This is a genomic window from Acinetobacter chengduensis (genome assembly GCF_003664645.1).
Taxonomy (GTDB): Bacteria; Pseudomonadota; Gammaproteobacteria; order Pseudomonadales; family Moraxellaceae; genus Acinetobacter; species Acinetobacter chengduensis.
This window is the reverse complement of sequence record NZ_RCHC01000012.1, coordinates 40,058-59,831: the sequence shown is the minus strand read 5'-3', so window position 1 is coordinate 59,831 and position 19,774 is coordinate 40,058. Positions and strand designations below refer to the sequence as shown.

The following is a 19,774-nucleotide window of genomic DNA, read 5'->3' as shown; positions in this document are numbered from 1 at the left end:
AGACTAAAAAGTTTAACTTACATTTTAAAATGCCTTAAAAAAGCCGGCAGATTTACATCTACCAGCTTTTTTCAGATGAACCATATTCAGTATTAGTAACGGATTTGAACCGTTTTAATTCGATTTTCGTCCATCTCAGTCACTTCAAATACAACACCTTGATATTCAAGCTGTGTACCCACTTCAACCACACCTTGCATCTTGTCGAGAATCAAACCTGACACGCTAATGTATCCTGCATCTTCTTCTACCAAGTCCAACATGCCCAATTCAAGTTCTAACTGATAAACATCCAGCAAGCCAGAAGCGCGCCATGTATGTTCATCTAATTTGACTAAATCAAGTTGTTCATCAGCATCTGGGAATTCACCTGCGATCGCTTCAAACACGTCCAGTGGTGAGACTAAGCCCTGTACATTACCAAACTCATCACTCACCATAACCAATGAACCTTTTGAAGTTCTTAAGGTATTAATCGCGTCAATCACTTTCATTTTTTCGAAAATATAAATTGGGCGATGGCGTTTGATTAACGTTTTGAGTTCTGTTTCATCATCCAGTACATCCAATAAATCTTTAGCACGTACCACACTAATGACTTTGTCTAAACTGCCCCGACACACTGGGAATAAACTGTGCGGTACAGATAACACCTTCTCACGAATTTGCTCTGCTGTGTCATCCAGATCGACCCAAGAAATTTGACTACGTGGTGTCATAATTGAAGCAACTGAACGTTCTGCTAGTGTTAAAACACCACCAATCATGTAACGCTCTTCATCAGCAAAGGCTTCTTGTGCTTGCAATACAACGCGATCATCCGTTGTTTCAACACGGCCACCCATTAATTTTAAAATAGAGTCTGCCGTACGATGACGCAATGGAATTTTAGATGCATGTTTAGCAACATTACGCTGACCAAATTGGTTAAAGGCTTCAATCGCAATGGCTACGCCAATACCCGAATAGATATAACCTTTTGGAATGTGGAAACCAAAACCTTCTGCAATTAAGCTGATACCAATTAATAATAAGAAGCTTAAACACAAAATCACCACAGTTTGATGACGGTTCACAAATGCAGTTAAAGGTTTAGATGCCAATAGCATAACAGCCATGGCCACAATCATCGCTGCCATCATAATGCGGATATCATCCACCATACCAATCGCAGTAATAACGGAGTCTAAAGAGAATACGGCATCTAATACGACAATTTGTGCGACAACCGCAGCAAAACTCGCATAAACCACATTATTCGAAACCTTAACTTCTGGCTTACCTTCAATTTTTTCGTGTAATTCAGTTACAGCTTTATACACTAGGAATAAACCACCACCTAAGAGAATGAGGTCTCGCCCTGAAAAACTATGATCAAATAAAGTAATGAGAGGAGCGGTCAATGTGACCAACCAAGAGATAGCGAACAACAAACCTAAACGCATAAATAATGCAAGCGTTAGGCCAAGTACACGTGCTTTATCACGTTGTTCTGGAGGGAGCTTTTCTGCCAAAATAGCAATAAAAACTAGGTTATCAATACCTAAAACAATTTCTAAAACGATTAATGTAATTAAACCAACCCATAACCCCGGATCCATAAAAAATTCCATCAGTTATATACTCCGCAAGATTGAGCTTGGTTGGTGTTAAGTAGATCTGCGCACGGCGACGGATCCATATTTCATGCCTTTGTTACTATAGATAAATTTATTATGCACAAACTTAAGATTTTGTAATGATTTTTTTGTAACTTTTTTGAGTTAAAGCTCAAATTTCACACATAGCGAAAATTCACTTTATATACGTTCAATAGACATGCTGTAAGTAGGTCAAATAAGCACGTGACGCTCAACTAGAATTTAAGCCAGAAACTTAATACTTTAATAAATCATTACAAGCTAAATAAAACACTTAATTTATTCATTTTTATTTATATCAATCGTTATAAAAATATACCTTTTATATATAAAAAAAGTTTCAAAGATGCCTTAAAATTAAATCGCTCAAGTACATATATACATAATTGATTATCATCAGGCTTTTAAATCCGTCGTAGCTTATGTTTGAATCTGCTCATTGACTTGAAAATAAAAACTTAACCAACAAAATCAGGATAATATTAATTTATATAATATACAAACACTTAGAAACAAAATACATTACATCAGCATTCGTGACTTATATATTATAAAATCAGCATTTGTTAAAAATAACAAACCGTAAAAAAACAGTTTGAAAAGGCGAAATTAAAGCCATTTATCCGAATATTCTGGTGCATCTATCATTTGAAAAATCATTTAACTATAATCAAATGATTAAATTTCTTTTACTTGTTGTGAATTCTAAAAATATCTATTGATATTGAACACACTTTTTACTTAGAATAACGACAGATTAAATAAAATTACAAAAAATTTGACTTGGGGCATTTCATGACGAAAAAGTATTCTAAATTTTTACCAACGACTGACGACTTCAACTTAGAAAATTTCCCATATTATTGGGTTACTCAGGTTCATGCGCAGTATGTTCTTAATGTAGATCATGCGCTTAAGAAGTATGGTGTTGATAACTCACGTCGTCGTATCCTTCTTGCATTAAAGTCTAAGCCACATGCAAGCGTATCGGACTTATCTGAAATGGTGGTATCTAAAATGTCGACCACGACCAAGATTGTCTATCGCTTAAAAGATGAAGGTTTAGTAGACACTTATTCATGTGAAGATGATGCACGTATTACTCGCGTCATTCTGACTGAAAAAGGCAATCTAATGACCCAAAAAATTAATGATTTAACCAATATTGTATTGGAGCAATCATTTGAAGGTCTCACCCCCCTTCAAATTGAAAAAACAATGGAAAGCCTACGTCATATATTTAAGAACTTGTCTCGTTAAATATATCTCGCTATACACGCAAATATTAGTCGAAAAAATTGAGTTGGGGACTCGTTTTTTCGGCTTTTATTTTGGGCACATGTGAACATTCAAACTCATCTACCGGAAATCCTTCCACAAAAGACTGGATATTCGGTGATTTCCAATTGAGCCATTCTTCTAAACGCGAATGCGGTATCACAATAACTGAGCGCTTTATATCACCAGGTTCATGAAATTCTTTCATCATCGGATGATCTATGGCATCCATAGTAATCATCGTACATGAGCGTATAATCTCTGAACCTTGCTGGCAGATTTCATAGAGAGCAGCAATATAAAACGCCTGCCCGTCTTTTCGACGTACACCCCAGCGCTGAGGCTTATTATCAATATACTTAGACTCGTAAAACTCAGAAACTGGAATAACACCAAACTTAAATTTAGAGATCGCATTGATAAAACTGGCTTTTTGTAGCAAAGTTTCATTGCGAGCATTGTATGTTTTTAATGCTATACTTTTATCTTCTGCCCACTTGGGCACCATACCAAAACCAACCTGACGCCACTCTAAACCCAGTTTAGACGCAAATAAAAGTGGAAGCTGATAATTTGGATAGACTTCCTCCACATAGTCAAAAGGAATGTCAGGCAATTGTAAAATTTTCAATTGTCCAAGTGTCAGGGGTTTAAAATTAGCACACATACTTTTAAAATTAGAAAAAGCTCATCACCATAATAATCGATTCACATAATCTTGTGCATGCTCGCTAAATACTTCAGCATGCAAATTCATTAAAGCGCGATGTAAATGTGCATCTTTTTAACATCAAACTGTTAATGGTTCTCGAACTTTCAACATAGCACGATAAATCTGCCAATACACGACACACGAAAAAATAGGATCAATAGTGGCATCTTTATATTGATTAATTTTTTCCAATTCAACTTCATTCCAAGCTTCAGAATAATTAGACCAAATCAATTCAATCAAGATCACAGCCACCAAAAATACAACTAACGTTTTGAGCACAATAGGTAGGTATAACGCGAAAAAGCGATTTAAAAACTGTTGCCCTTGCTCTCCTCCATTGGCTTTAAAAATCGCATTGGTCCAACTTATCAGTAGACCCAAGTTCACAACAAAGGTGGCTAAATTTAACTTTACTGGCTGTTCTGGACTAATCGCGACAAAAAAGAATGAAAGCAATATTAAAATACTGCTAGCAATATAATAATTTTTAAATTGACCTTGCTGAACTTGATTGGTTTTTAAATCGTGTATGAGCTGTTTTACATTCCAAAAATACATATAAAATAAGTTCCTCTATTTACTTTTATTTATACATGAAAAAAGCCTCCGAAGAGGCTTTTTTAATCAAATTGATGAATGATTAATCACCAGTATAACCTTTTAGCTTCAAACGGTATGCATGAAGCAATGGCTCTGTGTAGCCCGATGGTTGTTCTGCGCCTTTGAACACCAAGTCATAAGCAGCTTGATAAGCAAAACCATCAAAACCAGGTGCCATTGCAGTGTACGCAGGGTCATTCGCATTTTGTTCATCTACGATTTTCGCCATTCGTTGCATCACTTCTTCAACTTGCACTTTCGTTACGATACCGTGACGTAACCAGTTCGCAACGTGCTGAGAAGAAATACGTAAAGTTGCACGGTCTTCCATTAAACCAACGTTGTTGATATCTGGAACTTTAGAACAACCTACACCCAAGTCTACCCAACGTACTACATAACCCAAGATACCTTGAAGATTATTTTCAAGCTCTTTGATTTTGTCTTCTTCAGACCAATTTGTATCCGTCGCTAAAGGCGGTGTTAACAAGTCATCTAAAGACAATGCTTCAGTTTTAAGAAGCTCTTGCTGACGGTTTGAAACGTTGCATTGGTGGTAGTGAATCGCGTGAATCACGGCACCAGATGGAGATGGAACCCATGCACAGCTTGCGCCAGCTTCAGGATGCTCAATCTTCGTTTTGTACATATCAAGCAACATATCTGGTTTTGGCCACATGCCTTTACCAATCTGTGCTTTACCACGTAAGCCCGCTTGAAGACCAATCATCACGTTACGGTTTTCATAAGCTGGGAACCAGATTTGAGACTTTACTTCGCCTTTACGAACGAATGGACCCGCTTCCATAAAGGTATGAATTTCGTCACCTGTACGGTCCATGAAACCTGTATTAATAAAGATTGTGCGATCTTTCGCTTGCGCAATACAGTTCTTCAAATTTACAGATGTACGACGTTCTTCATCCATAATACCGATTTTTAAGGTTTTCGCTGGTAAGCCAAGTGCTTGCTCTGAACGCTCAAACAATTCAACAGCAAAAGCGACTTCTTCTGGACCGTGCATTTTTGGCTTCACGATATACATAGAACCTTTACGAGAGTTCTTGTTTTCGTTTTCGCCTTTAATGTCAGCAAAAGTAAGCAATGGCGTAATTAATGCATCCATAATACCTTCGTAGATTTCAGCACCATCTACAAGGATCGCAGGGTTTGTCATCAAGTGACCAACGTTACGAAGAAGCATTAATGAACGACCATGAAGCTTCGTTTCACCGCCAATTAAGTTTTTATGCGTACGGTCTTTATTTAAAGTACGTGTAATGGTCTTACCATTTTTCTCGATAGACTCAGAAAGTGTACCTTTCATTAAGCCTAACCAGTTACGGTAGCCTTCAACTTTCTCTTCAGCATCTACTGCTGCAATAGAGTCTTCCAAGTCTTGAATCGTAGTTACAGCCGCTTCAAGTACAAGGTCTTTTACGCCAGCAGGATCTGCTTGACCAATTGGGCTCGTCGCATCAATTTCAACGATCACATGTAGGCCATTGTTCAGCAATACAATTTCAGTTGGTGCGGCTTCTTCACCATTAAAACCAACAAATTGTGCTTCTTTTGCTAAAGTCGTAGTTGAACCGTCTTTTAACGTCACAACTAATTTTTTAGCTTCAACTGCATATTTTGTTACATCTGCATGTGAGCCATTTGCAAGTGGGAAAGTTTCATTTAAGAAATTCTTAGCAAATGCAATTACTTTCTCGCCACGTACAGGGTTATAGCCCTTACCTTTTTCCGCGCCACCTTCTTCAGAGATCACGTCGAAACCGTATAGTGCGTCGTACAAAGAACCCCAACGAGCATTAGCTGCATTTAGGCAGTAACGAGCATTACGTACAGGTACAACCAATTGAGAACCAGCCAATAATGCGATTTCTTCGTCTACATTTTCTGTGCTGATGTTGAAATCTTCTACTTCTGGTAATAAGTAGCCAATTTCAGTTAAGAAAGCTTTGTAAGCTCCAAGTTCAAATTTGTTGTTGCGGTGCCATTCATCAATTTTAGCTTGAAGGTCGTCACGCTTAGCCAGTAGTGCTTTGTTCTTTGGGCTAAGATCGACAACGACTTGTTCGAAGTTTTTCCAATATGTATCGCTGTCTAAACCAGAACCTGGAAGCGCTTCATTTTCGATGAAATCGTAAAGTTCTTTAGCAATCGCTAACTTGCCTTTTTGAATACGTGCAGTCATTGTCTTTCCTGATATTGCTACTTTTTATAACAAGAGATTCCAGTATACCCATTTATACTTAGCTGAATAGCACTATCACATTACTAAATAGTGATCATTTTTTAGCAAGTTAAAACCCTCATTTCCTTGCTTAAACATCTGATCAGCAATGCAACATCATCAGCTTGAATGCTCTTTTACAGTGTATAAAGTTTTTGTTATGTCGAAATTAGACTTAAGTGCAGACTTTTGATTTAAAAATATACAAATAACACTAATTTAGTCATATTCAAGACTGATTAAGCCATGAAACAACAAAAATGTCGATAAAATACACAGTCACTTTTAAATAAAAAAAGCGCCCATAAATGGCGCTTCTTTCACTGTGTTCAATTGGTGTATTTCACTCAAATGATCTCGATTTTGCAAACATTCTTGATTAGAAAATACACATTATATTTGCTTAAAACTCATCATTTTATGCTGAACATTTCACTTTACAGCCAATTATAATTCCATACCTGCTGGCGCACTAATTTGGCGATGCGCTGCATTTAGATAATCATCTGATTGCATTTCTAATAAGCGAGAACGTGTACGTTCAATTTCAAATGCCAGTTTCTCGCCTTGATAGATATCAATAATCGAGTCTTCAGAAGTTAATAATAATTTAACACCGCGGTCATAAAATTCGTCCACCAAGTAAATAAAACGGCGTGTGCCTTCGGATAAATAATCAGTCATGTGTGGCACATTACTCACCAACACAGTGTTATACACATTGGCAATTTCAATAAAGTCTGCTGGACTACGCGGTTTTAAACAAAGTTCTGAATATTCACACCAAAGTACATCTTCTGTATGGCCAATAGTTTCTACAATACGCTTATTAATAATAATTGGCTCTTGTGACTGCGTTTGACCTTGAGTCAAAGCACTAAAACGTTTTGCCATCCAAAGTTTATTTTCATGCGTGAGCGGTGTTTTAAACAACTGTGCTTGCTTTAGTACACGCAAACGATAATCCACGCCTGCATCTACATTCAAAACCACACAGTTCTTTTTAACCAATTCAATGGTTGGAATAAAGCGGTCGCGGTGAATACCATTTTTATATAAGCCATCTGGTGCAATATTTGACGTTGCTACTAACGTAATACCGCGCGCAAAAAGCTTTTGGAACAAATCGCTTAAGATCATGGCATCTGTCACGTTTGATACAAAAAACTCATCAAAACAAATAACAACCGCTTCTTTATAAATTTGATCTGCAACTAAATCGAGCGGGTTACGTTGCCCCGACAATTTATTCAATTCACGATGCACATGTTGCATAAAGTGATGAAAATGCATACGAGTTTTTCGGCGAAATGGAATCGATTCATAAAATTGATCCATCAACCATGTTTTACCACGACCAACACCTCCCCACATATACACACCTTGTGGTGCAGTTTGGCGACGGAAACGACGAAAGGCCTTTTTAGATGCTTTAAAGCGTTGAATCAGTTCCTGCCATACACGATCTAATTCATGCACAGCTTGCGCCTGTGCTTCATCCGGTAGGAATTGGCCTGATGCCAAAACTTCAGCATATCGCTCTGCCGGTGAAATTGGGGTAAATGCTGTACTATGCTGTGCTTGAATGTCTGACATAACTCTAAATACTATTTTGGGCTATTTAAATTATAGCGAAGATTAAACTTGAATATATAACACTTTGGGATAAACATACTTAGGCTATTTTAAGTATTGTCTTGGACTTTGACCAAACCATCTTTTAAATGCGTGATTAAACGCCGCTGGCTCCGAATATCCCAAAAGTTCCGCAATCATTTCTATTGAATATTCATTGTATTCAATTAAGCGTAGTGCTTTGTCTTTAATAATATCTTCACGGATTTGCTTATAACTACTCCCAAGTTGTTGCAACTGATGCCTTAAAGTTCGCTCTGGTAAATTCAGCGCTTGTGCTGTCTCAGCCATTGTTGGCATCGCACCCGTTTGCAACTCTAAATAATCTTGCACTCTTTGGATTAATGAGGGTACAGCCTCATCTGCATTTAGACGGTTTAACTCAGCAATACATTTCGCTTCGTATAAATTAAAAGTGATAGCATCAGCAGATGGAATTTTGACATCCAATACTGACTGTTCAAACCAAAATGATGCAAATGGCGCACCAAAGATGACCTGCTGGCCATAATATTCATGATACACCTGTAATTGCTGTGCATCTGTAGGTTGGTCAAACGGCAATTCAATTTGGATTTGCGGTGAAGCCAAACCCATCATTTTGTACAAATCCCGAATAAATTTGTATGTCCCTGATATTTCAGATTGTGCCAACAACAAACCTAAAGGACTGTTGATATTTTGTGGTCGATAACATAATGCCGCTTGGTGCTCTCTAAAATCCAAACCCAATTGGCCTGTTAAGTGGGTTAATTGTTGAAAGCGCATGCCCTGCTCAAGTACAGTTCGAATATTCGGACTAGTCACCAATAGCATGAGCAGTGGACCATAGCCTGCCAAGGCATAATGCTGACCAATGAACATGCCTTGCTCTGGTGGCACATCATGCCCAATGACTTTCAACACGTCCCATTCTAGGCTTGGATGAATGACTGAGGTTGGATCGAGCGCATCAATACGCAGTCCAATAGTTTGGAGTTTCTGATCCACATCTATGCCTGCCTTACGCATGCCTTGGATTAAGTACATAAGGCTGAGAACAGATCGCTTCATAGACACCCAGTAATAAACATAGAAAAATTTAATTCATGTTTGTTTTACTATAATTTTTAGGGTTTGCAAATTGCCGTTTTGATCAATTTTCCTGTCATGACAATCATTTCTTCTATTGGAATGAATACGGTACTCTAATGCCATAAGCAAAATAAGGGCAAAACAAGATGCAAGCGAGCAATATCCAAAACACGCTAAATAACCGTACTAAAGTCGCTATTATTGGTGGAGGCTTTGGTGGTATTGCGATGGCCATTCGACTTTTACAAAATAATATCCAAGACTTTGTCATTTTAGAAAAAGCCACAGATTTTGGTGGGACTTGGCGTGAAAACCAATATCCAGGCGCTGCTTGTGATGTGCAATCACACATGTATTCACTGTCTTTTGCACCCAAAAAGGATTGGTCTAAACGCTATGCCGAAGCCCCTGAAATATTTACCTACATTCAAAGTTTAATCCAAGAATTTCAACTGAAAAAATATACAGAGCTAGACTGCGAAGTATTAGGCGCACATTACAATGAAGAACACTGTGAATGGCAATTAAGTTTAAATAAAGAACGTCAGCTAACAGCACAATATCTAATTTTTGCATCTGGCCCACTGCACGTACCGCAAATTCCACATATTACAGGCATAGAAAAATTTAAAGGTAAAGTATTCCATTCATCTCAATGGGATCATGAATACGATTTACACGGTAAAAATGTTGCATCTATTGGTACAGGTGGTAGCGCAATACAATATATTCCTGAAATTGCCCCGCAGACTAAACAACTGTATGTATTCCAACGCACAGCTGCTTGGGTCATTCCACGGGATGAAAGACAATATAATCAGCTTGATCAAACTTTATTTAGCAAATATGAATGGTTTAGAAAACTACATCGTGCACGCTTATATTGGAGCAATGAATCACGTGTGATGCCTATCGTTAAGCCTAAAATAATGAAATATGGCCAAAAACTTGCTGAAGCATTTATTCGCTATCAAATTAAAGATAAAACTACCGCGAGCCAATTAACTCCTAATTTTGTGATGGGCTGTAAACGTATTTTAATTTCTAATAAATATTTCCCTACGTTTAATCGTCAAAATGTAGAACTCATCACAACGGCTATTCAAGAAATAACTGAAGACAGCATTATTACCCAAGATGGCCAAAAACGCCCAATCGATTGTTTAATTTATGGCACAGGCTTTATCACCGACCCACGCATTTATATGAAATCATTTCAGTGTATTGGCCAAAATGGCTTAGCACTTAGTGAAGCATGGAAAGATGGTGCCGAAAGTTATTTAGGTATTTGTACCAAAGGCTTTCCAAATTTATTTCAACTGCTCGGTCCGAACACTGTACTGGGGCATAATTCAGTGATCTTCATGATTGAAGCTCAGGTCAATTATATTTTACAAATGATCAAATTGGTCAGCAAAACTCATAGCAATGCCATTGTGATTAAAGATCATGTTCAAGATGAATTTAATGATCATGTTCAAGAACAGCTGAAAGGTACGGTATGGCAATCTGGTTGTGTGAGTTGGTATCAACAAGATGGGGGTAAAAACTTTGCACTTTGGCCCACCTATACATGGAAATATTGGCTTCAGACCAAAACACTGAATCCTGCCGACTACCGACTATTACAACAACAAAACCAAGCAGCTTAAATCTTAAACTGTCATACTAGGCAGGTGTTCCATCACCTGCTGTTTTTGTTATGCAATCCCTTTGGTTGATTTTCCAACTGTTATTTTGTCTATTTCTAGGCTTTGTACTCGCACGTCGCTTACCACAAAATATTGAAAAGATTGGCTTTAAAATTCTTCCCTATTTTACCTATATTTTGCTGATTGCCATTGCGATTGAATTTTCACAAACCTTACATCAAATTAGCAATCCGCAACTCATTATTAGCAGTGCCGTAAGTATTGCCTTTGCAACTTCACTTGGCGCATTTATTTGTTGTTATGTTCTGTTTAAAGCAATTGGTTATCAACCCACGCAAGGCAAAGTATCGACTGAGCTATTATTAAGTTCATTACTCAATATTAGCTATGCTTTTTTTGCTCTTGCCTTAGGCTATGCCGTTGCTGAATTATTTAATTATATTGATGTGCAATTACATGTCAGCACCTGGCATTTACTTTTAGTCTTTATGTTCTTAATTGGATTAGATCTAGCTTATTCACCACTTGATCGATCTTGGCTCAACTGGAAAATATTGCTTGTACCCTTAGCTTGCATTATTGGCTCACTCATTGGGGCTGTAGCAATCTCATACTTTTCTTCATCACTCAGCTTAAAAGATCTCATTATGCTCTCACAAGGTTATGGTTTCTATTCCATGTCAGGCATTGTGGTCACTGAATTAAGAAATGCACAACTTGGCAGTATTGCACTAATCAATGATTTATTTAGAGAAATCTTCGCAATTCTATTTATGTATTTGATTGGATGGCGCTATCCACGTTCTGCCATCTCTTCTGCTGGTGCAACCGCTATGGATGTAACCCTGCCCATGGTCAAACAAGCCTGTGGTAATGACTTTATTCCACATGCGATGGTGAGTGGTTTTATTTTGTCAGTGCTTGCGCCAATTTTAGTAAGTGTATTGGCGGCAATTTAATTTTTATATTTATTCAACGTATAGAGCTAAGTCCTCTCTCCAGAAGAAAGGACTTATTGATTTTTACACTATTTAAATCCTCTGTCTTGGGAAAGAATTAAATAATATAAATGATTACAATGTTGCTAAAATATCTTTTAAAGTTTGAGAGGGATTAGCTGATTGCGTAATTGGACGACCAATCACTAAATGAGTAGAACCATCCAACATCGCCTGATGTGGCGTAACAATACGTTTTTGATCATCTGCATTTGAGCCTGCTGGACGAATACCTGGTGTAACCAATGCAAAATCTATCCCTAGGCTTTCACGTAACATTTTTGCTTCTTGAGCTGAGCAAACCACACCATCCAAACCACTTTCTTTCGTCAGTTTGGCTAAACGTTTAACATGCTCAAATGGTTCAATATCTAAACCCAAATCTGCCAAATCTTCACGGCCCATCGAAGTAAGTACAGTCACAGCGATCAATTGTGTTTGGTAGTTCCCTGCTTTTAAGCGCTCTACACAAGTTTCCATCATCTTACGACCACCAGATGCGTGAACGTTGACCATCCATACACCCATATCGGCAGCCGCACATACCGCTTGTGCTGTTGTATTTGGAATATCATGGAATTTTAAATCAAGAAAAACTTCAAAGCCTTTGTCATGCAAAGCTTTGACTACACTTGGACCCTCATGGGTAAATAACTCTTTACCAACTTTTAATCGACACAGTGCTGGATCTAATTGTTCAGCAATCGTTAATGCGTCATATTGGCTTTTAGCATCTAAGGCAACAATGATACTCAAGAGACTACCCTTTTTTTGATTAAGACAAAAGAAAGGACATTATAAAGGCATTCTAATTGTGCAACCAAGCGTAAAAACTTCGATTATCTAACTTTATATAGTGTTCTTTTAATAATTTTACATCACACAAAGCTAAAACATAAAAAAAGCGCTCTAATTTACACTCAGAGCGCTCTAAAAATTATTAAGTCTGTTTCTTCAATCTGATTGGTTAAACAACTATTTCAACCAAATCAGCAAGATCATAACGGGCTTGACGGTCGATCATCTGGATGAATATCCATCACAGTTTTTTCATGACGTGTCACTGACGCAGCTTCCGCAGCAGCCAATTGCGCCGTTTGAATCTGTTCTTTACGTAGGCGATCTATGTCTTTACGCAGGCGTTTAATTTCCCAACTGTTTTGGAATACTCGGAAGATTTGAACCCCTAGCAATAATCCAAGAACAATACCCAATGCCAAAGTCAGCAATAACAGCAGACCTAAACGCATTGCTGGAACTTGTGTAAACAGAAGGTCAACACTAAGTTCTGTACTATTCTGTAGTACTAAGAATAAAGAATATCCGAACAGCAGAATTAATAAAATAGCCAAGACATAACGCATAAACACCCCCGGATAGAATTATTGGTTTGCGGATTCGTTTACCGCATCACGTAAAGCTTTACCAGGTTTAAAGTGCGGAACAGCTTTTGCTGCAACCTCAACCGATCTGCCCGTTTTTGGGTTACGGCCTACACGTGGTTCACGGTGATGCAATGCAAAACTGCCAAAGCCACGAATTTCAATACGATTATCAGTTGATAAAGCTTCTATCATCTGATCAATCATAATTTTAACGGCCTCTTCAACCAGCGGTTCTGCTAAGTGCGGGTTTTTAAGAGAAATACGCTCTATTAAGTCAGACTTATTAAGTGCTTCCGTAGTCATCTGCGACCTCTTTAATTATCAAGCTACTTGGGAATCTATAGGCTGATAATAACCTGTTTAAATACAAAACGGTAGCGCAATAATAGATTACTACGCTACCGTTTACAGTAATTGTATAAAAAGTATGAGTTAATTTACATCAACTATACAATTCAAGCACTTACTTAGTTGCCCATTTGAGCTTTGATCAAATCACCAATAGTCTTAGGACCATTGTCTTGACCGTTTGCAACTGTTTTCAAGTTAGCAACTGCTTCTTTTTCTTCAGCTTCGTCTTTCGCTTTGATAGACAAGTTGATAGAACGAGATTTACGATCTACGTTGATGATTTTAGCTTCAACTTCTTGACCAACTTCAAGGAACTTAGTTGCATCTTCAACGCGGTCGCGGTTGATTTCAGATGCTTTAAGAGTCGCTTCAACTTCGTCAGCTAACTTAACAGTTGCGCCACGAGCGTCAACAGCAGTTACAGTACCTTTAACAAGCGCACCGCGTTCGTTAGCAGCTAAGAAATCGTTGAACGGATCGCTGTTCATTTGTTTGATGCCAAGGCTGATACGGTTGCCTTCAGCGTCTACTGAAAGGATAACCGCTTCAACTGTGTCACCTTTCTTGTAACGACGGATAGCTTCTTCGCCTTGTTCGTTCCAAGAAATGTCAGACAAGTGAACTAGACCATCGATACCGCCTGGTAAACCGATGAAGATACCGAAGTCAGTGATAGACTTGATAGTACCTGAAACTTTTTCGCCTTTGTCATGGTTTTTAGCAAACTCTTCCCATGGGTTAGCACGAGTTTGTTTGATACCAAGAGAAATACGACGACGTTCTTCGTCAACTTCAAGAACCATAACATCAACTTCGTCACCAATCTGAACAACTTTAGATGGGTGGATGTTTTTGTTAGTGTGGTCCATTTCAGAAACGTGTACTAGACCTTCAACGCCTTCAGCGATTTCTGCGAAACAGCCGTAGTCAGTAAGGTTAGTTACGCGAGCTTTAACGATTGAACCTTTAGGGTAACGGCTCATGATCGCTAACCATGGATCTTCGCCTAATTGTTTAAGGCCTAAAGATACGCGGTTACGTTCGCGGTCGAATTTAAGTACTTTAACAGTAACTTCTTGACCAACTTCAACAACTTCTGAAGGGTGCTTGATGCGTTTCCAAGCCATATCAGTGATGTGAAGAAGACCGTCGATACCGCCAAGGTCAACGAATGCGCCGTAGTCAGTAAGGTTCTTGATAGTACCAGTAACTGTTTGACCTTCTTCAAGCTGAGCAAGAAGAGCTTCACGGTCAGCTGAAGATTCAGCTTCCATAACAGCACGACGTGAAACAACAACGTTGTTACGTTTAGCGTCAAGTTTGATTACTTTGAATTCTAACTCTTTGCCTTCTAAGTGAGTAGTATCACGGATAGGACGAGTATCAACTAAAGAACCTGGAAGGAACGCACGAACTGGACCGATGTCAACAGTGAAACCGCCTTTAACCTTACCAGAAATAACACCAGTAACGATTTCGCCGTCTTCAAAGATTTTTTCAAGTTTAGTCCAAGTTTCAGCGCGTTTAGCTTTTTCGCGTGAAAGAACTGTTTGACCCATACCGTTGTCAAGCGCTTCAACAACAACATCAACAGTGTCGCCAACTTGAACTTCAAGTTCGCGTTGTTCATTTAAGAACTCAGCACGGTCAACAACGCCTTCAGATTTAAGGCCAGTGTCAACAGTTACCCAGTCAGAGTCGATGCTTACTACAACGCCTTGGATGACAGCACCCTTTTCAACGTTGAGGTTTAATTCGCTTTCTTCAAAGAGGGCTGCAAAAGATTCGGTCATGATATTTCCGATAAGTCAGCGGTCTTGGATCAGACAAGGCCGGTTTAATTAAGCGTCTACATAGTCCATATTGAACTGATCAAGCTATGCTTCTGCTGAAAATTCTTTAAATTGCTAATTGTTGATCCACATAAGTGGTCATCAACTTGAATACCTCATCAATGTTCAATTCAGAACTATCAATGATATAAGCATCATCGGCAGGCTTGAGTGGAGCGACTGTGCGCTCCATATCTCGTTTATCGCGTGCGACGATATTAGCTAAAATGTCGCTTATTTTAACATCCAGCCCCATCCCCTGCAACTGCTTTACACGACGCTGTGCACGAGATTCAGCCGATGCTGTCAAATATATCTTGGCTTGAGCCTGTGGAAATATAGAAGTAGCCATGTCACGACCATCTGCGACCAAACCAGGCGCCTGAGCAAAAGCATGTTGACGTGCCAACAGCGCTGTTCTAAGTGCTGGAATTGCAGCAACTTTTGAGGCAAATTCACCTACACGTTCTGTTCTGATTTCTTGCGTGACATCTACCGACTCAAGCAGTACCGTCATACGTGATTCAGTAGTGACAAACTCGATGTCTAAATTTGTTGCAATTTGGGTGCAAGCTTCAAGCTCTGTATCTAGTTTTTCTAACAAACCTTTATTAAACAATGACAGTCCTAGCAATCGATACAATGCACCTGAATCCAATAAATGATATTGGTAGTGCAACGCCAGTTTTGCTGCTAATGTGCCTTTACCCGAACCACTTGGCCCATCAATCGTAATAATATTTACTGTCATTGCCTTTTCCGCCATTCCCTATACAGTTTTTGCGAGTTTAGAAAAACCAAGTTTAATCGCTGATTTAAGCTGTGCAAGAATTAATTTACTCACAAACGGTGCACGTGCTTGTAATTCAATCGTATATGTCACCAAAGTTTTATCTGTGGCAATCTCTTCAAACTCAATTACACCCAAGTGATGCTTGACCAATGGATTTTTAATAATTTTATATTCAATGCGTTGATTCGGCTCAAGTAGCGTGATTTCTTCTTGCAATGGTTTAATTGGACCTAGACCTAAACGACGAACTGAACCCACACCATCTGGTCGCTGTGGATCTGCTGAATCTTTAACGCGCACGACTTGTATAGGCGCAAATGCAACGTTATATGTGGCATGCTTAGAGAGTAATTCAAATACTTGATCTACAGATGCATTAAATTCTTTTTTGATTTGTATTGCATTCATGGAAACACCCTTTTTATTTGACAATTTATATTGTCATTTAATATTACATGATTTGTGATGATCATTCTTCCTGATTTACTTTTTCTTGTCGTTTTAATTGTTTTTTTTGCTCACGGCGCATTTTAAAAAATTGACTCAATTGTGCTGAGCATGCCGTGTGTAAATTGCTCTGTTCAAAACTAAAGATATGATTATAGTAGCCTGTTTCAAGCAATTGACGCGCACTCACCAACGAACCGGCTTTGGGCTCTGTCGCACCATATACAACACGCTGTATACGTGCATGCACCAAAGCACCTACACACATGGTACATGGTTCTAGCGTGACATAGAGCACTGCATCGTCTGGCAAACGGTAGTTTTTAATATGTTCACATGCTTGGCGAATGGCTTGTATTTCAGCATGTGCTGTGGGATCACTTAAACCAATAGGTGCATTAAATCCAGAACCGATCATCTGATTCTGGCTCACAATAATCGCGCCTACGGGGATCTCACCTTGTTCTGCAGCAGATGCAGCTTGCGCGATGGCCAACTGCATCCAATATTCATCACTATATTGCTCAAACTCAGTCATGCGAAATTAAATAACACCATAGTGTTTTAATAAAGCATTCCAGCTTTCATTAGACGTCACAGGTGGTTGATCTGCCAAAATGCCTTTCAATGACATATCTGCACCTTGTTTCCATTCTGGAGAAAGGTCCTTGTCTACCAAACGTGCACGCACACCTTCAACAAAATCTGGATGGTTAATTTTCCAGTTAGAAATTTCAGTTTCGAGCTCAAATACCTCATTCCATGAACGTACCTGCTTACCCCACTGCCATAACAACCAAGTTAATGCTGCTGTTGTTGGTGAGCCTTTTTGCAAATTTTCACTGGCTTGGCGCAACCAATCACTACGCGCATCGCTAAGGCCAATAATAGCCTCATAATCATGCTCAAAATTCACACCACGACATACGCTTTGAATCACATCAAGTGAGTTTTGTAATGGGCCTGGGCCGACTGGGCGATGCATGCTATTTAAAGTATCGTCAATTGCTCTAAAATCACCTGCAGGGTAATGTTCCCAATCGATGTTAATAACTTTGTCTAAAACATTATCGCGTTGTGCATCACAGATATGCGTTGCCCAACCAATACCATAAGCACCTGCAGCAGTCATAATAGAACCTGTTAAACCTGTAAATAGGCCTACAGCACCACGGTCTGCTAAGAATCGCGTTGCACCCACATCTGGGTACAAACCAATATTAATCTCAGGCATCGCTAAACGTGAATATGGTGTGACTAAACGGAATGGTGCAGCCATAAATAGCCCTAACCCCCCCCCCATAACATAACCTTCACCCCAAACCAAAACAGGTTTAGCATAGTTATGCAATAGCAAATCTAAAGCATATTCTTGTTCAAAAAACTTATTTGCCGTCGACACTTCATCATTAATCACTAATTGACGAAGTTTACGTACATCGCCACCCGCACAGAATGCTTTTGGCGTTGTAGAATCAAACCAAATCGCTTTAACACTACTATCACTATGAAAGTCTTCAAAAACTTCAAGTAAAGCAGTCACTATAGACTCATCTAAAGCATGTAAAGATTTCGGACGGTTCAGGCGAACAATGCGCCAGCCGTTTTTCGCTTCTTCTACAATTAAGTCCGAATGGTAGTTTTTTGAAACGGGAGAATATGTCATGCGTCCAGCTGCCAATCAATAGGCTCAATGCCATGTTGTTTAAGATAATTATTAGATTTTGAGAACACTTTACAACCAAAAAAACCACCACGGTTTGCAGCCAATGGCGATGGATGCGCTGCTTTTAGCACCAAATGTTTGTTTTGATCGATGCGTTGTCCTTTTCGTTGTGCATACGCTCCCCAAAGAATAAAGACAACATGTTCACGCTGCTCATTTAACACATCAATCACATGATCGGTGAAATCTTCCCAGCCACGTTTTTGATGTGAAGTTGGTTGACCAGCTTCAACAGTTAACACACTATTAAGCAATAACACACCTTGTTCTGCCCAACGTGTCAGATCGCCGTGCTTAGGCACTGTAATTCCTAAGTCACTTTGCAATTCATGATAAATATTGCGCAAAGATGGAGGCAGAGGCACTCCCTTTTGCACTGAAAAACTTAAACCATGTGCTTGATTTGGACCATGGTATGGATCTTGCCCTAAAATTACAACTTTGACATTTGCTAAAGGTGTCGTATTTAGCGCATTAAAAATCAATGCATTTGGCGGATAAACCACTTTTTTTGCCTTAATTTCTTGCACAAGAAAGTCTTTTAGCTCATCCATTTTTGGACTAAGTAAAAATTCACTTAGACCATATTTCCAGCCCGCATCAAGCTGAACTTTGTTTAGTTTCGCTTGTTGCTCTTCTGTAAAAGACATACTTGTTACCCAATCCTTTTTACTTTATATCATTGCCATGCTGCATTAGAGTTTAACTTGTAACTCTACCTGCGGATTTTGAAATTTAAGACCTTGTTTCAGTTGTTCAAACATTTCTGGGTTTGACCATTCTGCTTGAATTTGCTCAGAAAATACAATCTGCTCTAAATCTAAAGCACCCATTTGGTCATTCTGAATGTCTTCTAAAAAGCTTTGCGCGTATCCGGTATCTGTTTCATGAACAATGACCGAATAAACTTCAACATCACCTTCACCATTTTGTGTTTCTGTAGATGCTAAAACTTGTTGCGCCAAATAAAAGAAAATACGTGAGAATTGTTCAGCAGATGGAGATACTGGTAATGACACCCAACGTGCACTAAAAGTTTCACATGCTTGAATATATTCTTTACTGTCTTGATTCCAATAGCAAATTGCATGATCAAAACTATCATATAAATCTTTAATCACGCCTTTTAAAAGCCCGAAATCATAGACCATTTGTCCATGATCCAGCTTGGATGCTTTTAAAAGTAGTTCTACTTTATAACTATGCCCATGAATGGAACGTTTACAACGATCTGATGTGCAATTACGCACAATATGCGCATTTTCAAACTTAAATAACTTACGAATTATCATGTGCCGTAATGCAATTAAAAATCTCTATATGACCTCTAATTATAAAGCAAAAGTAAATGTTTGAGCATTAATTTTACTGCTCATGATGATTGACAAAATGCATCACCAACTGAT

General features: G+C 38.7%; 19 protein-coding genes. 3 read left to right on the top strand and 16 right to left on the bottom strand.

The window, feature by feature from the left end:
- Positions 1–92 precede the first annotated feature (92 nt).
- Positions 93–1,613 carry a TerC family protein gene (locus tag D9K81_RS11615; RefSeq protein ID WP_120374759.1) on the bottom strand — a complete coding sequence of 507 codons (1,521 nt, stop codon included), beginning with the start codon at positions 1,611–1,613 and terminating at the stop codon, positions 93–95.
- A gap of 822 nt (positions 1,614–2,435) precedes the next feature.
- On the opposite strand from D9K81_RS11615, the gene D9K81_RS11610 reads away from it, so the two are divergent.
- The gene (locus D9K81_RS11610) at positions 2,436–2,900 is read left to right on the top strand and encodes a MarR family winged helix-turn-helix transcriptional regulator (RefSeq protein ID WP_120374758.1); all 465 of its coding nucleotides are present in this window, start codon (positions 2,436–2,438) and stop codon (positions 2,898–2,900) included.
- Between the two features lie 25 nt (positions 2,901–2,925).
- Here the strand turns inward: D9K81_RS11610 and D9K81_RS11605 are convergent, their stop codons facing one another.
- From D9K81_RS11605 to D9K81_RS11585, 5 genes are all read right to left on the bottom strand, one after another.
- Positions 2,926–3,585, bottom strand: coding sequence for an SOS response-associated peptidase family protein (locus D9K81_RS11605; protein ID WP_120374757.1), 660 nt, complete (start codon positions 3,583–3,585; stop codon positions 2,926–2,928).
- Positions 3,586–3,708: 123 nt separating this feature from the next.
- On the bottom strand, positions 3,709–4,191 hold the full coding sequence (locus D9K81_RS11600) for a hypothetical protein (protein WP_120374756.1): 483 nt from the start codon (positions 4,189–4,191) through the stop codon (positions 3,709–3,711).
- Between the two features lie 82 nt (positions 4,192–4,273).
- The gene (locus D9K81_RS11595) at positions 4,274–6,436 is read right to left on the bottom strand and encodes a malate synthase G (protein ID WP_120374755.1); all 2,163 of its coding nucleotides are present in this window, start codon (positions 6,434–6,436) and stop codon (positions 4,274–4,276) included.
- Between the two features lie 486 nt (positions 6,437–6,922).
- Positions 6,923–8,071 carry a cell division protein ZapE gene (gene zapE, locus D9K81_RS11590; RefSeq protein ID WP_120374754.1) on the bottom strand — a complete coding sequence of 383 codons (1,149 nt, stop codon included), beginning with the start codon at positions 8,069–8,071 and terminating at the stop codon, positions 6,923–6,925.
- Positions 8,072–8,155: 84 nt separating this feature from the next.
- The gene (locus D9K81_RS11585; protein ID WP_120374753.1) at positions 8,156–9,163 is read right to left on the bottom strand and encodes a helix-turn-helix domain-containing protein; all 1,008 of its coding nucleotides are present in this window, start codon (positions 9,161–9,163) and stop codon (positions 8,156–8,158) included.
- Positions 9,164–9,330: 167 nt separating this feature from the next.
- Between D9K81_RS11585 and D9K81_RS11580 the strand changes: the two genes are divergently transcribed.
- Positions 9,331–10,836 carry a flavin-containing monooxygenase gene (locus D9K81_RS11580; RefSeq protein WP_120374752.1) on the top strand — a complete coding sequence of 502 codons (1,506 nt, stop codon included), beginning with the start codon at positions 9,331–9,333 and terminating at the stop codon, positions 10,834–10,836.
- A gap of 50 nt (positions 10,837–10,886) precedes the next feature.
- Entirely contained in the window at positions 10,887–11,795 is a 909-nt protein-coding gene (locus tag D9K81_RS11575; RefSeq protein WP_120374751.1) for a lysine exporter LysO family protein, read from the top strand.
- 114 nt (positions 11,796–11,909) lie between these two features.
- On the opposite strand, the gene pyrF is transcribed toward D9K81_RS11575, so the two are convergent.
- The 10 genes from pyrF to D9K81_RS11525 form a co-directional block, all read right to left on the bottom strand.
- A complete protein-coding gene (gene pyrF, locus D9K81_RS11570; protein ID WP_120374750.1) occupies positions 11,910–12,590 on the bottom strand; it encodes an orotidine-5'-phosphate decarboxylase in 681 nt (226 codons plus the stop codon).
- Between the two features lie 242 nt (positions 12,591–12,832).
- The gene (locus D9K81_RS11565) at positions 12,833–13,198 is read right to left on the bottom strand and encodes a lipopolysaccharide assembly protein LapA domain-containing protein (RefSeq protein ID WP_106985792.1); all 366 of its coding nucleotides are present in this window, start codon (positions 13,196–13,198) and stop codon (positions 12,833–12,835) included.
- An 18-nt stretch (positions 13,199–13,216) separates the two neighbouring features.
- Positions 13,217–13,522, bottom strand: coding sequence for an integration host factor subunit beta (locus tag D9K81_RS11560; RefSeq protein ID WP_120374749.1), 306 nt, complete (start codon positions 13,520–13,522; stop codon positions 13,217–13,219).
- A gap of 164 nt (positions 13,523–13,686) precedes the next feature.
- The gene (gene rpsA / locus D9K81_RS11555) at positions 13,687–15,363 is read right to left on the bottom strand and encodes a 30S ribosomal protein S1 (protein ID WP_120374748.1); all 1,677 of its coding nucleotides are present in this window, start codon (positions 15,361–15,363) and stop codon (positions 13,687–13,689) included.
- Positions 15,364–15,469: 106 nt separating this feature from the next.
- The gene (gene cmk / locus D9K81_RS11550) at positions 15,470–16,153 is read right to left on the bottom strand and encodes a (d)CMP kinase (protein ID WP_120374832.1); all 684 of its coding nucleotides are present in this window, start codon (positions 16,151–16,153) and stop codon (positions 15,470–15,472) included.
- A gap of 18 nt (positions 16,154–16,171) precedes the next feature.
- A complete protein-coding gene (locus tag D9K81_RS11545) occupies positions 16,172–16,603 on the bottom strand; it encodes an SRPBCC family protein (protein WP_120374747.1) in 432 nt (143 codons plus the stop codon).
- A 61-nt stretch (positions 16,604–16,664) separates the two neighbouring features.
- Positions 16,665–17,180, bottom strand: coding sequence for a tRNA adenosine(34) deaminase TadA (gene tadA, locus D9K81_RS11540; protein ID WP_120374746.1), 516 nt, complete (start codon positions 17,178–17,180; stop codon positions 16,665–16,667).
- 6 nt (positions 17,181–17,186) lie between these two features.
- A complete protein-coding gene (locus D9K81_RS11535) occupies positions 17,187–18,308 on the bottom strand; it encodes an enoyl-CoA hydratase/isomerase family protein (RefSeq protein ID WP_120374745.1) in 1,122 nt (373 codons plus the stop codon).
- Positions 18,305–19,018, bottom strand: a complete 714-nt coding sequence (gene ung, locus D9K81_RS11530; RefSeq protein WP_120374744.1) for a uracil-DNA glycosylase — start codon at positions 19,016–19,018, stop codon at positions 18,305–18,307. Before ung ends, D9K81_RS11535 begins: the two co-directional genes overlap by 4 nt.
- A 45-nt stretch (positions 19,019–19,063) precedes the next feature.
- The gene (locus D9K81_RS11525; protein WP_120374743.1) at positions 19,064–19,660 is read right to left on the bottom strand and encodes a 6-pyruvoyl trahydropterin synthase family protein; all 597 of its coding nucleotides are present in this window, start codon (positions 19,658–19,660) and stop codon (positions 19,064–19,066) included.
- Positions 19,661–19,774 lie beyond the last annotated feature (114 nt).

What these genes read in the sequence shown, in the direction of transcription:
- D9K81_RS11600 (WP_120374756.1), bottom strand. Translation starts at nt 4,191, where the DNA reads ATGTATTTTTGGAATGTAAAACAGCTCATACACGATTTAAAAACCAAT.
- tadA (WP_120374746.1), bottom strand. Translation starts at nt 17,180, where the DNA reads ATGACTGAGTTTGAGCAATATAGTGATGAATATTGGATGCAGTTGGCC.
- D9K81_RS11575 (WP_120374751.1), top strand. Translation starts at nt 10,887, where the DNA reads ATGCAATCCCTTTGGTTGATTTTCCAACTGTTATTTTGTCTATTTCTA.
- cmk (WP_120374832.1), bottom strand. Translation starts at nt 16,153, where the DNA reads ATGACAGTAAATATTATTACGATTGATGGGCCAAGTGGTTCGGGTAAA.
- D9K81_RS11525 (WP_120374743.1), bottom strand. Translation starts at nt 19,660, where the DNA reads ATGATAATTCGTAAGTTATTTAAGTTTGAAAATGCGCATATTGTGCGT.
- D9K81_RS11565 (WP_106985792.1), bottom strand. Translation starts at nt 13,198, where the DNA reads ATGCGTTATGTCTTGGCTATTTTATTAATTCTGCTGTTCGGATATTCT.
- D9K81_RS11585 (WP_120374753.1), bottom strand. Translation starts at nt 9,163, where the DNA reads ATGAAGCGATCTGTTCTCAGCCTTATGTACTTAATCCAAGGCATGCGT.
- D9K81_RS11580 (WP_120374752.1), top strand. Translation starts at nt 9,331, where the DNA reads ATGCAAGCGAGCAATATCCAAAACACGCTAAATAACCGTACTAAAGTC.
- D9K81_RS11560 (WP_120374749.1), bottom strand. Translation starts at nt 13,522, where the DNA reads ATGACTACGGAAGCACTTAATAAGTCTGACTTAATAGAGCGTATTTCT.
- D9K81_RS11535 (WP_120374745.1), bottom strand. Translation starts at nt 18,308, where the DNA reads ATGACATATTCTCCCGTTTCAAAAAACTACCATTCGGACTTAATTGTA.
- D9K81_RS11545 (WP_120374747.1), bottom strand. Translation starts at nt 16,603, where the DNA reads ATGAATGCAATACAAATCAAAAAAGAATTTAATGCATCTGTAGATCAA.
- rpsA (WP_120374748.1), bottom strand. Translation starts at nt 15,363, where the DNA reads ATGACCGAATCTTTTGCAGCCCTCTTTGAAGAAAGCGAATTAAACCTC.
- zapE (WP_120374754.1), bottom strand. Translation starts at nt 8,071, where the DNA reads ATGTCAGACATTCAAGCACAGCATAGTACAGCATTTACCCCAATTTCA.
- D9K81_RS11610 (WP_120374758.1), top strand. Translation starts at nt 2,436, where the DNA reads ATGACGAAAAAGTATTCTAAATTTTTACCAACGACTGACGACTTCAAC.
- D9K81_RS11615 (WP_120374759.1), bottom strand. Translation starts at nt 1,613, where the DNA reads ATGGAATTTTTTATGGATCCGGGGTTATGGGTTGGTTTAATTACATTA.
- D9K81_RS11595 (WP_120374755.1), bottom strand. Translation starts at nt 6,436, where the DNA reads ATGACTGCACGTATTCAAAAAGGCAAGTTAGCGATTGCTAAAGAACTT.
- D9K81_RS11605 (WP_120374757.1), bottom strand. Translation starts at nt 3,585, where the DNA reads ATGTGTGCTAATTTTAAACCCCTGACACTTGGACAATTGAAAATTTTA.
- ung (WP_120374744.1), bottom strand. Translation starts at nt 19,018, where the DNA reads ATGTCTTTTACAGAAGAGCAACAAGCGAAACTAAACAAAGTTCAGCTT.